This is a genomic window from Marinovum sp. J2-8, from assembly GCF_055808435.1.
In genome coordinates this window covers 390,020-402,661 of record NZ_JBVVRZ010000004.1, presented here as the reverse complement: position 1 = coordinate 402,661, position 12,642 = coordinate 390,020, and the positions used below count along the sequence as shown (strand labels likewise).

Sequence of the window (12,642 nt, the reverse complement as noted above, 5' to 3'; positions counted from 1 at the left end):
GTAATGTGTTCACATTAGAGTAAAATGTTCAAGAATGAAGGGCTGATTATGGCTCCTGAGGGTTCGGGCGACGACAAGAAGACGGAATATTCCGTTCCGCCAGTGGTGCGTGCCATTGCGGTGATGCGGTATATTGCGGCCGGCAATCGCTGTCGTAACATCACCAAGGCCGCAAAATCCTTGGGGATCAACCGGACCACATTGATACGCCTTCTGGCCACGCTTGAATCCGAAGCCATGATTGAACTTGTCGACGAAGATGCGGGCTATCGGCTGGGCACGGGGTTGATCTCTTTGGCGTCAGAGGCGTTGAATGACCGATCCATCATGCAGGTGGCCAGACCGTTTTTGCGCCGCCTGGTGGATAAGCTTCAGCTCTCGGCCCATCTGGGCATTCTGGACGGACGCGAAATCGTCTACCTGCTGCGCGAAACCCCGAATTCGCATTTGGCCAGCAATGTCCGGGAAGGCACGCGGTTGCCCGCCCATGCCACGACAATTGGTAGAATATTGCTGGCACAGCAGCCCAGGGTGATCCTGCGGCAATTGTACGGTGGCAAGACACTGGATTCCTTTACGGAAAAAACCCAGACCACATTAGAGGCGCTTGAAGCGCAAATAGAGCGTGACCGCGACAATGGCATCGCCTGGAGCGAAGCCAATTTCGAGCCGGGTATCGGATCAGCGGCTGTGGTGGTGTATGATCACCTTGGATCTCCGGCCGGGGCGATCAATGTAACCGGCCACGCCAGCGAATTCAGCCCCGAAAGCGGCAAGCTGGACCAAATCGAAGTTGTCCTGAAATCCACGGCGCGGGATCTGTCCGAGGCGCTTGGGTATCGTGGCTGGGCGTCGGATCAGATGTAGCCCCCTGCCCCCGGTTGCGGGCAGGTTCAGCAATTTGGTGGGTGGCCCGCCGCAGAAACCGCAACGGGCCGTCGGGCATCAGGCCGCCTGATAGACCACGCCGTCATCTTCCGCTGTGCCCATCACATGCCAGACCGTCGCTGGCGCGGCGGAATTGTTGCGAATCCAATGGGCTGTACCGGCCGGGGTCTTGACCAGATCGCGCGGGCCAAGTTCGACTTCGCTGGTTTCGCCATCCTTTTCCCAACCCACGATCAGCGATCCTTCCAGCACCATAAAGGCATCTTCGACGCTGCGCGAAAATGGTTTCAACGCCACGCCCGATGGCACGCCCCACATCTCTTTGCGGCATGTGTCGTGATTGATACCGCCTTCGCCGACATAGACCTTGCGGGTAAACCCGGCATCTTCCCAGATCGTCGGCAATTCGGTGTGGCGCACGACATATTGCGCCATCAGTTTTTGCAGCGGGTGATCGCCCTCTGGATCAAATTTCAGCGTCTTGCCCGGCGCGGCACCAAAACTACGGGCCAGTTCGGGCGCATGTTCCTTGGGGTGATAGTGATAGACCGGCGGCAGCGGTTTGCCCACATCGACCGAGATCGACATCATCACCGGCTCTACCCCATCGACGCGAAAACCATGCCCGATTTCACGGGCGTTGAGGATCATGTCCTTGGGGCCAAGGTTGACCTCGACCACTTCGCCATCTTTTTCCCAACCCACAATCAATGCACCATCAATGATCAGGAAACTTTCCTCGATCTCATGGCTATGACAGGCGGCATATTTGCCGGGTTCCTTGTAGATCAGCGATACCGTGAAATTGTCGGGTTTCAGCGTCGAGGTATCGCCAGCCTTGGGTGATCCGCCAGAACCGATATAGCGCATCTGGGCACGGGCCAGATCGTCAAAACCACGGTTGGAGGGGAAGGCATCCCAATCAAACATCTTGTCGGTAAAGCGGCCAGTATACGACTTGAGCTCTTCGGCCAGGGTTGCGGTTTTGGTTGGTGCGGGGGGCGTTTGTACGTTCATGTTGTCCTCATGCGGCTGAAAGTGATGCCATGAAACTAGCAAACCGGGGGCATCCGCAGTATTGATCGTTTTACTGGCAAAACGCTATGCGGGGCATCATGGCCGAATCGGATGACAGATATCTTGTCCCGGGTCTGATCCGGGGGTTGGATGTGTTACAGGCATTCACACCTGAACAGCCAAGCCTGTCGCTGTCGGATATTGCCCGCCATCTGGGGGTCAGCCGATCCGCCGCTTTTCGGTCGGTCTATACCCTTGCCAGTCTTGGTTTTCTGCTTCAGGACCAGCGGGAAGAGCGTTACGCCCTTGGCCCGGCGGTCTTGCGGCTGGGTCACGGGTATCTGGCCACGCGCGAATTGGTCGAAATCGCCCTGCCGGTTTTGGAAAAACTGCGCGACGACAGTGGCTGGTCCGCGCATCTGGCGGTGCGCGAAGGCAGTAGCGTGCTTTATATGCTGCGCCTGCCGGCGTTAAGCGGATTGAACAGTATCGTGCATGTCGGCAGCCGGTTGCCCGCGGCGGCAACGACCATGGGCCGTGCCCTGTTGGCGGATCTGAGCGAGGAAGCTTTGATCAAACTCTATCGAGACGAAGATTTCAGCCGCGCGCCGGGGCGCAGCCCGCGCAGTCAGGCGGCCTTGCTGAAACAATGGCAGGACGATCGCGGCCGCGACACCATCATTCAGGTCGGCGAGTTCGAGGCCGGCATGGCCTCGATCGCGGCACCGGTCCGCGATATGACAAACGCGGTGGTTGCCGCCATCAACCTGACCCGAATGACGTCCGCCCCGCCATCAACCCAGGTATCTGACGCCCTTCGGACCGAGGTGGTGCAAGCCGCCGAGCGCCTGTCGCATTTGCTGGGGTGGCGGGACGGGTAATGGCGGTTATGCGGCTGCGTCTTTCACCGCTCCCCACGCATCATACCCATAGACCCAATCGGCATTGCCACCTTTTTTGAGCCAGTCATTGGCAAGCGAGCCTTCCTGAACCCGCGTTGTGCGGGGCCGCCGGATGTCGGCAAATCGTTCCAGCGCGGCGGGCAATCCGGCGGGGTCCACACTGTCCAACGCGCAGCCCAGAACCACGGCATCCTCTGATGCCATACATGCGCCTTGCGCCATGAACGGCACCATCGGATGTGCCGCATCGCCCAGCAAAACCACCCGCCCCTCGGACCAGCGCGGCATCGGCGCCCGCACATGCAGGGCGGACCGGGTCACGTCGCGACAGGCCATCAGCAGGGCGCGGGCCTCTGGGTGGAAATCCTTGTAAATGTCGCGCAGCGCGTCGATGTCGCCCGGCAGGGTCCAACCCTCTTCTGTCCAATCCTTTTGACCTGTGGTGGCAAAAACAAAGATCTCCTTGCCGCGATTGAGCGGGAAGGTCACGATCTGCAAATCCGATGTCGGTCCCCACCATTTGGTAAAACTGTCGAGATTGGGCAGATCCGGTGCATCCTCGCGCGCGAAGACCCCGCGATACGACACAAGGCCGGTGAATTGCGGATCATCCGCACCGTATAACGCATAGCGGATTGCCGAATGGATGCCGTCCGCCCCGATGACAAGATCGAAATCTTCGCGGCTGTCATCGGCAAAGATCAGTGTCGCACCATCGTCAGACTGGCAAACATCCGCGACGCGGCGGCCAAAGATCAGGGTATCCGGCAAAAGCGCGCTTTCCAGCGCAGCCAGAAGATCGGCGCGATGAATGGTCAATTGCGGCGCGCCGTATTTTTCCTCTGCGGCGGCGCTCATCGGCAGGCGCGAGGTTTCCTCGCCGCTGTCCCAGGTGCGGGAAATGCGAAATTCCGGCCGTGCGGCGGTGGCGCGCAGCCGGTCGCCAATGCCCAAGCCATCCAATGCGTGAACGGCATTGGGCGTCAGGTTGACGTCAGCACCGATTCGTCCGAAGGCCCGCGCCTGTTCGAAAACCGTGACCGCATGGCCCTGATTCTGAAGAGCAATGGCAGCCGCCATTCCCCCAACGCCGCCTCCGGCAACAGCAATTTTCAACGGCATCTCAACTCTCCTATGTGTTCATAAGTGAACGTTATGTTCAAAATCTATTCTGATGAGCCGGTTGCGCCCTGTCAAGTCCAGCGCCCGCCACGCCCGAGCGATCAAAAGATGGGCGTTCAAACGCTCGTGAATTCCGCTCTCGGCGATACGGCTTGACAGCTGCGGTCGCAATCGGCAATCTAATATGTGAACACTACGTTCAATATAGAACTATTGCACGTTTGAACATTCAAACACCCCTTGGGCGACCTCGCCCGGCCCCTGATCGGCCACATGAAGGAGACCTGGCATGGCACTTGAATTTCGCAACGTCACAAAAGAGTTCGTGTCAGCGGACCGCACGCTGACCGCCATTCGTGATGTCAGCTTTCAGGTCCAGGAGGGAGAGTTCGTGTCCGTCGTCGGGCCGTCGGGCTGTGGCAAATCCACCCTGCTCAGCATGACAGCGGGCCTCTATCAACCGACCGAGGGCGAGGTCCGGGTCAGCAACCGCACCGTGACCGGCCCCAACGCCGAGGTCGGGTTCATGTTGCAAAAAGACCTGCTGCTGCCCTGGCGGTCGATCCTGGCGAACATCGAATTCGGTCTTGAGGCGCGGGGCGTTTCGCGCGCGGATCGTCGCAAACGCGCCCTTCAGGAGCTGAAACATTGCCAGCTTGACGGATTTGGCGACCATTATCCCTATCAGCTGTCCGGCGGCATGCGCCAACGCGCGGCCCTGGCCCGCACGCTGGCCATCGACCCCGAAATCATCCTGCTCGACGAACCTTTTTCGGCGCTGGATGCCCAGACCAAGCTGATCATTCAGGACAGCTTTGGCGCCACGATCAAAGAGACCGGCAAGACCACCCTGCTGATCACCCATGATCTGTCCGAAGCGGTGTTGATGTCGGATCGGGTGCTGGTGCTGTCCGAACGTCCCGGCACCATCGTCGCAGAAATCAAAGTGGATCTGCCGCATCGTGAATCGCCGCTCAAACGGCGGGTCATGCCCGAAGTGGCCGATTATTCCGCCCAAATCTTCAAACATCTGAAACTGGAAAGCCAAGCCGCATGAGACGGCACAACCAACAGGAAACCCACATGAAACACGTCCTCAAAACAACCCTCACCGCCGCTGTCATCGCCGTTTCCGGCGTCGCCGCACAGGCCGCCGAAGAAATCACCTATCTCTTTCCCGCGCCCGACTTTCTGCCCGCCTTTGCCCCGTTTCAGCTGGCAAAATCCAAAGGTTATTTCGAAGATGCGGGCCTGGATGTGACATTTCGCGTCGGCAAGGGCGGTGCGGATGTGGCAACCCAGGTTGCGGTCGGCAACGCCGAATTGGGCGGCGGCATTGGGGACACGCCCATCGTTGTGCGCGCCAACGGCCTTGAAATTCGCGGCGTTGCCTTGCTTGGCGGGCGCGGTTTGACCCAGATCGCATGGCGCACGGACAGCGGTATCACCGGGCCAGAGGATCTGAAAGGCAAATCAATCGGCGTTCTGTCGTTTCAGGATACAACCTATTACAACCTGTTGGGTGTGCTGGCCTCTGTCGGGCTGAGCAAATCCGACGTGGATATTCAGGCCGTCGGATCGGGTGGCATCATTCAACTGTCGATTGCCGGAAACCTGGATGCGATTTCCGGTGTGCCGGAATGGATTGCCGCCATCGAAGGCGCCGGTGTCGACATGGATCAAATGCCCGTGGACACCGTATTCCCGGCCATGGCCCAGGCGATCTTTGCCTCGGACGAAACCATCGCAGAGCGCCCGGAAATGATCGCGGGCTTTGTCGGCGCCATCTTGCAGGCGGTCAAGGACATTCAGGCTGACCCCAAAACCGCCGCCGCCGATTATGTCGCAACCATGTCGCAACACACCGGCAAAGAGGCCATGATCGAAGGCATCCTGCGGTCCTATTCCGAACTGGTCTATCCGGCGGCACCCGGCCAACCATTGGGCAGCTTTGATCCGGTCCGCATCAAGGAGGTTCAGTCGTTCTATGTCGTCAACGGCATCGTGCGCACCGCCGTACCGGTCGAAGATCTCTACACCAATGACTTCGTCAAGTGACCGATAGCACACACGCAGTCGGAGGTGCCACCGCGGCACCTCCAGGCCCCGCAACCGCAAAGCCGAGGATTTCTCCGATGCGCTCTCTCAATCCCGCGATGCTCGCGAGCTTTGCCATTCTGGCGCTGTTTCTGCTGGCATGGGAGTATCTTCCGACGGCACTTGATGTCCCGAAATTCATCATTCCGACCCTGACCGATTGTCTGATCGAAGCCAAGCGGATGTGGGCACAGGAGGGGCTGCTCCAGCATACGCTGTCGACTGCGCTCTACACTGTTTTGGGCTTTGCCATCGGCAGCGCCCTTGGGGCCGCCATCGGCTATTTGCTGGGCATGTCGGAATTCTGGGAAAAGGTTCTGTCGCCTTATATTCTGGCGTTGCAGATCGCGCCCAAGGTTGCTTTTGCGCCGCTTTTCATCATGTGGTTCGGTTATAATTCGATCCCGAAATTGCTGGTCACGGTTCTGATCGTGTTCTTCCCGGTGCTGGTCAATGTGCTTCAGGCCATGCGCACCGTGGACCGCGATCTGGTCAATCTGGCACGGGCCTACAACCTGTCGCGGTGGGGCGTGTTCATGAAGGTCGAGATGCCTTCGACACTTCCGAATTTGATGGCCGGTCTGCGCATCGCCTCGACCCTTGCCGTGATCGGCGTGACGGTTGGCGAACTGGTTGGCGGCAACACCGGGTTGGGCTTTCTGATTTCTTATGGCGGCGGTCAGGCCAATGCGGCCATGGTGTTTATCTCCATCGTCCTGCTCACTGTCATCGGCTTTCTGCTCTATTCCGTTTTGGTGCGGGTCGAAAACCGGGTGCTGCACTATCTTCCAAAGGCGGAACACTGATGTTGACCGGTCGTACCATCGTCATCACCGGTGCCGCCCGCGGGCTTGGGGCCGAAATCGCAACCACGCTGGCGGCGCATGGGGCCCGTCTTATCCTTGGCGACATCCTTGCAGACGAGGGCCGCGCCACCGCCGACAGATTGCAGGCCGACTTCCTTCCGGTCGACCTGGCAGAACCGCAATCCATTGCCGACTTTGGCGCGGCGGTTCAGGATCTGGCAGGCGGCACCGTGCATGGGCTGGTCAACAACGGCGCTATCGCCACCGGGATCGGCGGCATCCCCTTTGAAGAGATCGAAATTGACAGCTGGGATCTGGTGCAACGCGTCAATGTGCGCGGCACGTGGTTGATGATCCGGGCGATGGCGCCATTGCTGCGCGCCTCCGGCTCTGGGCGGATTGTCAATCTGGCCTCGGACACCGCGATCTGGGGCGCGCCGAACCTGATGTCCTATGTTGCATCCAAAGGGGCGGTGATTTCCATGACCCGGTCGCTGGCGCGGGAACTGGGCCCCGATCAGATCGGGGTGACCGCCGTCGCGCCCGGCATCCTGACCACGGAATCGACGGAATATGTGCCCGCGGCACGGCATGCGCTCTATGCCGATGGCAGCGCCGTTCCCGGCCCGCAAGCGCCCGGAAATGTGACCGAAACCGTGGCCTTTCTGACCAGCCCCGGCGCATTGACGCTGACCGGGCAGGTGCTGCCGGTCAACAACGGCTTTGTGTTCGCGTGATGGGCGAATTGCAAACATATCTCTCTGACGGTGTTGAATATGCCGAGCGCAGCGGTGACGGACCGGTCGTGGTACTGCTGCATGGCATCGGCTCGAATGCCGCGTCCTTTGCGCCGCTCCTGCCCCAGCTGCCCGCCGACTGGCGTGTGGTGATCTGGAATGCGCCGGGCTATGGCCGATCTGAGCCTTTGCCCGACAACTGGCCGGTTGCATCCGATTACGCCGAAGCCTTGGCAGGTCTATTTGACCGGCTGAATTTGCAGGATGTCCTGCTTGCCGGGCATTCGCTGGGCACGCTTGTGGCCGCCGCTTTTGCCACAACCTACCGCGAGCGGGTTTCGCGGCTGCTTCTGGCCTCGCCCGCACTGGGACATGGCATGGCACGCGGTGGCGCGCTCAGCCCCGCGGCACAGGCCCGGATCGACGATCTGACCACCATGGGCGCCAAGGACTTTGCAGCCGCCCGCGCCGATCGCCTGGTGTTTGAACCGGGTGCAAACCCCGATCTGGTGGCGGGTGTGCGCCGCAGCATGGAACAGGTTCAGATGCCCGGCTATGGCCAGGCGGCGCGGATGCTGGCCTCGGGTCGTTTGCTGGACGATGCCCAGCGGTTGTGCCTGCGGACCGATGTGATTGTCGGCGCAGGTGACCGCATCACCCCGCCGGACGGCGCGGCCCGCGTGCATGCGGCGCTTCGCCCGGACTGGCGCGGCCGTTTCACACAGCTGCCCGCCGCCGGGCACGCACTTTATCAACAGGATCCCAAAGGTTTTGCCACCGCAATGGCGCACCTGATCGAGGACGCCCGCAATCCGGGCAAATGGAGGCCATGAAATGACGGATACAATTCGCGTAGGCAGTTTGCGGGGCATCGTGATGCGCGGCCCCGGGCTGACCGCCACCCTGCCGTTCTATGAAGACATGTGGGGGTTGACCCTTGCGCATAATTCCGATGGCGAAGCCTATCTTCGCGGCACCGGCTCCGAGGCATTTTTGTATGGTCTGAAGGACGGTCCTGTCTTTGGCATCGAATATGTGCATTTTGCCATGCCCGACCGCGCCAGCATGCAGGCATTGCATGATCAGGTCGTGACCAAAGGCGCAGAGGTGGTTCGCCCGCTGGGTGAATTCGATGATTTCGCCGGCGGATACGGTTTCGAAATCCTCGACCCGGATGATCGCCGCCTGCGGTTCCGCTGCGATGCGCTGCAACAGGACGAGGCCCAGGAATGGGCCAAACCGCGCAAGGTAAGCCATGTGGTGTTGAACACACCCGATATTGATGCCCGGCAAACCTGGTACGAAGAGGTGCTTGGGTTTCGGGTGTCGGATTATTCCGCCGATCAAATGGTCTTCTTGCGTTGCAATTCCGACCATCATTCGATTGCTCTGGTGCGTGGAAGTTACGCTAGCGTCAATCATGTGGCCTTTGAAATGCCGACGCTCGATGAATTCATGCGTGGCATTGGCCGGATGAAGCAAAAGGGCCATGTCGCGACCTGGGGGCCGGGACGTCACGGACCGGGCGACAATCCTTTTGCCTATTTCGTGTCGCCCTCGGGGTTCGTGATCGAATTCACCTCTGAACTGCAACAGATCGACGAAGCCACCCACGAGGCCCAGGTCTGGTCGCGCGACAACCCCGAAAACATGGATCGCTGGATGACAGCAGGCCCACCCACACCGGCACAGCGCGCCGTGATGCAAGGCCTGCCCGATCCGGGATTCCCGGAATTGCGCAGCAATGGGAAGTTGGACTGATGGATTACAAATACAACGACAGCGTGGCGGTGATCACGGGGGGGTCTTCTGGTATCGGATTGGCCACTGTGCGGACCCTGCTGAACGAGGGCGCAAAAGTTGCGCTTTGTGCCCGGACCGAAGGCCGATTGATGGACGTGGCCGCAGTGCTGAAACGCGACTACGGCGAAGACCGGGTTCTGGCGCGGGCCTTGTCGGTTCTGGACCGCGATGCCGTCCATGATTTCGCCGCCGAGGTTCGGGATACTTTCGGGCGCTGCGATCTGCTGGTCAACAATGCGGGCCAGGGGCGTGTGTCGACCTTTGCCGATACAACCGATGAAGACTGGAAAGCGGAATATGAGCTGAAGCTGTTCAGCCAGATCCACCCGCTTCGGGCGTTTCTGCCGATGCTGAAAGAGGCGCAGGGCGCGGTTGTGGCGGTGAACTCGCTTCTCGCGCTTCAGCCCGAGCCGCATATGGTCTGCACCGCGTCGGCCCGTGCCGGGGTGCAGAACCTGCTGAAATCGCTATCAAAGGAAGTCGCCCCAGATGTGCGGGTCAATTCGATCCTTATCGGATTGGTGGAATCCGGCCAATGGACCCGGCGATTTGCAGACCGCAAGGAACAAAACCAGAGCCGCGCAGAATGGTACGGCAATCTGGCGCAATCAAAGGGCATTCCGCTTGGTCGCCTGGGCGCCCCGGAAGAAGCCGCCGCTGCAATCGCCTTTCTGGGGTCGCGTGCGGCCAGCTACATCACCGGGGCACAGCTGGAAGTCTCCGGCGGCCTGTCACGATCCATCTGAGGAAGAAGAGATGAAAATGGAACCGATTGCAAAGACCGGCACCGTCGGCGATTTTGTCGCCCGCTATTTGGCCGATATCGGCGTGACCACCATTTTTGGTGTCATCTCGATCCACAACATGCCGATCCTGGACGCCGTCGCCCGCCAGGGCCGGATCAGATTTGTTCCCGCACGGGGCGAAGCCGGGGCCATGAACATGGCGGATGCCTATGCCCGCGTCACCGGACAGCTGGGCGTGTGCATGACCTCGACCGGGACGGCAGCGGGCAATGCCGCGGGCGCCCAGGCCGAAGCGTTGACCGCCGGATCACCGGTGCTGCACCTGACCACCCAGGTCGATCGGGAATTTGCCGACCGCGACCGTGCGGCGATCCATGACGTGCCGCGCCAGCCAGAGATGCTGCGCGGGGTGTCCAAGGCCGTTTATCGGATGTGGGATGCCAATGGCGCCATTGGCACGCTGACGGCGGCGGTCTCGGCGGCGGTATCCGCCCCCACCGGCCCTGTCAGTCTTGAAATCCCGGTCGATGTCCAACGCTCGCCCGCGCATCCCGCTGCGCGCGTACATGCACCGCTGCCACAAACGCCACGTGCAACCGACAGCGCCGTCGAAGAGATCGCCGAATTGGTAAAACAGGCCAAACGCCCCATGCTTTGGCTGGGGGGCGGTGCGCGCGGCGCGCGTGAACAGGCCACCGAGCTGATGCGCCGGGGTTTCGGTGTTGTCACATCGACCAATGGCCGCGCTGTGGTGTCCGAAGAAGAAAGCGGCTCGCTGGGTGCTTTCAACATGACGCCCGAAGCGGCAGAGCTTTATGCCACATGCGATCTGATGATCGTGGTGGGATCGCGGTTGCGGGGCAATGAAACCCGCAACAACAAGCTGCCCCTGCCCCGCCCGCTGATCCAGATCGACGCCGAGGCCAGCCAGGGCGGGCGCAATTACGGGGTGGAAATCTTTGCCCATGGCGATGCAGCCGACACCCTGACCCGCCTTTTGGATCTGCTGCCCGCAAAACTGGACACCGATCCGGATCTGCCGTTTGACATCGCCCGCGCCAAGGCCCTGTCAGAGGGGCGGATGCGCGATCTGCTTGGCCCGTACAGCGTTGTCGCCGACGCGCTGGCCGAACGGGTCAGCCGGGATGGGCATGTTTGGGTGCGCGATGTGACGATCTCGAACTCGACCTTTGGCAACCGCTATGTTCGGATTGCCGATCCGCGCCACGGGGTACATGCGCTTGGCGGCGGCATTGGTCAGGGGGTGTCGATGGGCATCGGGGCTGCGCTGGCGTCAACCGGACCAAAGGCGATCACACTTCTCGGCGATGGCGGCACCATGCTGGGTCTGGCCGAAATGATCACCGCCGTCGATGAACGCGCGCCGCTGGTCTATGTGCTGATGAACGATCAGGCCTATGGCGTGATCCAGAACATCCAGGATGCGCAATACGACAGCCGCAGGCATTATTCGCAGGTCGCGGTGCCCGAGTTCGAAACATTCTGCCGATCCATCAACATGCCGCACCACAAGGTCACCGATGTCGAAGCCTTTGGCGCGGTGCTGGACACCGCACTGGCGGCGGATGGTCCACAGGTGATCGAAGTCGACATGTGCGTCATTGGCCCCTTCGCCGAGGCCTTTTCCGGCCCGCCCGCCGGTGCCGCCGGGAACAAGGACTGAACCATGAGACTGGCGCTGATCGGATTTGGCAATATTGCCACCACCCTGCTGACGCAGCTGGCGGCAGAACTGGACGCCCCGCTGGACGCGATAAACGTTCTGGTTCTGCCGGAAAAAGCCCCGGCGGCACAGGCCAGGATGGACGACCTGTTTCGCGATCTCGCGCCGATGCGCAGAATATGCACCGATCTGCCGGCGCTGTTGCAGTGCAAGCCGGATCTGGTGGTGGAATGTGCCCGCCATGCGGCGGTGCGGGCCTTTGCGCCCGATCTGCTGCGCAATGGGATCGACGTCGTGCAAGTCTCAATCGGCGCTTTGGTCGACACAGTACTGCATGACCGCCTGCTTGCCGCCGCCCGCGAGGGTGGTGCCCGGCTGATCCTGCCCGCCGGGGCCGTGGGCGGCATTGATCTTTTGGCGGCGCTTGGCCCTGCGGGTGAGTTGGAAGTGCACTATCGCGGCACAAAACCCCCGGCGGCCTGGGTCGGCACGCCGGCAGAAGACACGCTGGCGTTGGACAGGCTCACCGAAGCGACAGTATTCTTTACCGGAACGGCACGACAGGCGGCGACGCAATTCCCCAAGAACGCCAATGTTGCGGCGACCCTTGCCCTGGCCGGGGCCGGTTTCGAGGCCACCAAAGTGGACCTTGTTGCCGATCCAAAGGCCCCCGGCAACGTGCATGAATATCAGGTCAAATCGCCATTGGCCCAATATTCCATGCGGATCGAAAATCTGCCGTCGACCAGCAATGCCAAGACGTCGGTTTCGACTGTCTATTCCGTGCTGCGCGAAATCCGCAACCGGATCGGGCCGATGGCAATCTAAGGAAAAGAACCG

The 12,642-nt window shown here is 60.8% G+C and carries 13 protein-coding genes; 11 read left to right on the top strand and 2 right to left on the bottom strand.

Going from position 1 to position 12,642, the window contains the following annotated elements:
• Positions 1-48 precede the first annotated feature (48 nt).
• Positions 49-867 carry an IclR family transcriptional regulator gene (locus tag AC0L4F_RS14900; RefSeq protein ID WP_244689588.1) on the top strand — a complete coding sequence of 273 codons (819 nt, stop codon included), beginning with the start codon at positions 49-51 and terminating at the stop codon, positions 865-867.
• A gap of 78 nt (positions 868-945) precedes the next feature.
• On the opposite strand, the gene AC0L4F_RS14895 is transcribed toward AC0L4F_RS14900, so the two are convergent.
• Positions 946-1,905 (bottom strand): cupin domain-containing protein, encoded by a 960-nt coding sequence (locus AC0L4F_RS14895; RefSeq protein WP_244689586.1) that lies wholly within the window; start codon positions 1,903-1,905, stop codon positions 946-948.
• Between the two features lie 98 nt (positions 1,906-2,003).
• Here AC0L4F_RS14895 and AC0L4F_RS14890 point away from each other — a divergent pair, with 98 nt between their 5' ends.
• A complete protein-coding gene (locus tag AC0L4F_RS14890; RefSeq protein WP_244689584.1) occupies positions 2,004-2,786 on the top strand; it encodes an IclR family transcriptional regulator in 783 nt (260 codons plus the stop codon).
• Between the two features lie 6 nt (positions 2,787-2,792).
• Here the strand turns inward: AC0L4F_RS14890 and AC0L4F_RS14885 are convergent, their stop codons facing one another.
• Positions 2,793-3,929 carry an FAD-dependent monooxygenase gene (locus AC0L4F_RS14885; protein WP_244689582.1) on the bottom strand — a complete coding sequence of 379 codons (1,137 nt, stop codon included), beginning with the start codon at positions 3,927-3,929 and terminating at the stop codon, positions 2,793-2,795.
• Positions 3,930-4,218: 289 nt separating this feature from the next.
• Here AC0L4F_RS14885 and AC0L4F_RS14880 point away from each other — a divergent pair, with 289 nt between their 5' ends.
• The 9 genes from AC0L4F_RS14880 to AC0L4F_RS14840 all read left to right on the top strand — a co-directional run bounded on the left by AC0L4F_RS14880 (position 4,219) and on the right by AC0L4F_RS14840 (position 12,630).
• Positions 4,219-4,986 carry an ABC transporter ATP-binding protein gene (locus AC0L4F_RS14880; protein ID WP_244689580.1) on the top strand — a complete coding sequence of 256 codons (768 nt, stop codon included), beginning with the start codon at positions 4,219-4,221 and terminating at the stop codon, positions 4,984-4,986.
• A gap of 26 nt (positions 4,987-5,012) precedes the next feature.
• On the top strand, positions 5,013-5,987 hold the full coding sequence (locus AC0L4F_RS14875; protein WP_244689578.1) for an ABC transporter substrate-binding protein: 975 nt from the start codon (positions 5,013-5,015) through the stop codon (positions 5,985-5,987).
• A 77-nt stretch (positions 5,988-6,064) separates the two neighbouring features.
• The gene (locus AC0L4F_RS14870; RefSeq protein ID WP_244689576.1) at positions 6,065-6,832 is read left to right on the top strand and encodes an ABC transporter permease; all 768 of its coding nucleotides are present in this window, start codon (positions 6,065-6,067) and stop codon (positions 6,830-6,832) included.
• Positions 6,832-7,569 (top strand): SDR family oxidoreductase, encoded by a 738-nt coding sequence (locus tag AC0L4F_RS14865; RefSeq protein ID WP_244689574.1) that lies wholly within the window; start codon positions 6,832-6,834, stop codon positions 7,567-7,569. The genes AC0L4F_RS14870 and AC0L4F_RS14865 overlap by 1 nt, the downstream gene beginning before the upstream one ends.
• Complete coding sequence (locus AC0L4F_RS14860; protein WP_244689572.1) at positions 7,569-8,402, top strand: alpha/beta fold hydrolase; 834 nt, start codon at positions 7,569-7,571, stop codon at positions 8,400-8,402. The genes AC0L4F_RS14865 and AC0L4F_RS14860 overlap by 1 nt, the downstream gene beginning before the upstream one ends.
• A 1-nt stretch (position 8,403) precedes the next feature.
• On the top strand, positions 8,404-9,330 hold the full coding sequence (locus AC0L4F_RS14855; RefSeq protein WP_244689570.1) for a VOC family protein: 927 nt from the start codon (positions 8,404-8,406) through the stop codon (positions 9,328-9,330).
• Entirely contained in the window at positions 9,330-10,118 is a 789-nt protein-coding gene (locus tag AC0L4F_RS14850) for an SDR family oxidoreductase (RefSeq protein WP_244689568.1), read from the top strand. Before AC0L4F_RS14855 ends, AC0L4F_RS14850 begins: the two co-directional genes overlap by 1 nt.
• A 16-nt stretch (positions 10,119-10,134) precedes the next feature.
• Positions 10,135-11,802: a thiamine pyrophosphate-binding protein gene (locus AC0L4F_RS14845; RefSeq protein WP_244689566.1), complete on the top strand. Its 1,668-nt coding sequence runs from the start codon at positions 10,135-10,137 to the stop codon at positions 11,800-11,802.
• Positions 11,803-11,805: 3 nt separating this feature from the next.
• Complete coding sequence (locus AC0L4F_RS14840; RefSeq protein ID WP_244689563.1) at positions 11,806-12,630, top strand: aspartate dehydrogenase; 825 nt, start codon at positions 11,806-11,808, stop codon at positions 12,628-12,630.
• The last annotated feature ends 12 nt before the right edge of the window (positions 12,631-12,642 follow it).

Bases quoted from the DNA above. Each gene is read 5' to 3' on its own strand.
- AC0L4F_RS14840 (WP_244689563.1), top strand. From the start codon at position 11,806: ATGAGACTGGCGCTGATCGGATTTGGCAATATTGCCACCACCCTGCTG.
- AC0L4F_RS14850 (WP_244689568.1), top strand. From the start codon at position 9,330: ATGGATTACAAATACAACGACAGCGTGGCGGTGATCACGGGGGGGTCT.
- AC0L4F_RS14895 (WP_244689586.1), bottom strand. From the start codon at position 1,905: ATGAACGTACAAACGCCCCCCGCACCAACCAAAACCGCAACCCTGGCC.
- AC0L4F_RS14875 (WP_244689578.1), top strand. From the start codon at position 5,013: ATGAAACACGTCCTCAAAACAACCCTCACCGCCGCTGTCATCGCCGTT.
- AC0L4F_RS14855 (WP_244689570.1), top strand. From the start codon at position 8,404: ATGACGGATACAATTCGCGTAGGCAGTTTGCGGGGCATCGTGATGCGC.
- AC0L4F_RS14865 (WP_244689574.1), top strand. From the start codon at position 6,832: ATGTTGACCGGTCGTACCATCGTCATCACCGGTGCCGCCCGCGGGCTT.
- AC0L4F_RS14900 (WP_244689588.1), top strand. From the start codon at position 49: ATGGCTCCTGAGGGTTCGGGCGACGACAAGAAGACGGAATATTCCGTT.
- AC0L4F_RS14890 (WP_244689584.1), top strand. From the start codon at position 2,004: ATGGCCGAATCGGATGACAGATATCTTGTCCCGGGTCTGATCCGGGGG.
- AC0L4F_RS14885 (WP_244689582.1), bottom strand. From the start codon at position 3,929: ATGCCGTTGAAAATTGCTGTTGCCGGAGGCGGCGTTGGGGGAATGGCG.
- AC0L4F_RS14880 (WP_244689580.1), top strand. From the start codon at position 4,219: ATGGCACTTGAATTTCGCAACGTCACAAAAGAGTTCGTGTCAGCGGAC.
- AC0L4F_RS14870 (WP_244689576.1), top strand. From the start codon at position 6,065: ATGCGCTCTCTCAATCCCGCGATGCTCGCGAGCTTTGCCATTCTGGCG.
- AC0L4F_RS14845 (WP_244689566.1), top strand. From the start codon at position 10,135: ATGGAACCGATTGCAAAGACCGGCACCGTCGGCGATTTTGTCGCCCGC.
- AC0L4F_RS14860 (WP_244689572.1), top strand. From the start codon at position 7,569: ATGGGCGAATTGCAAACATATCTCTCTGACGGTGTTGAATATGCCGAG.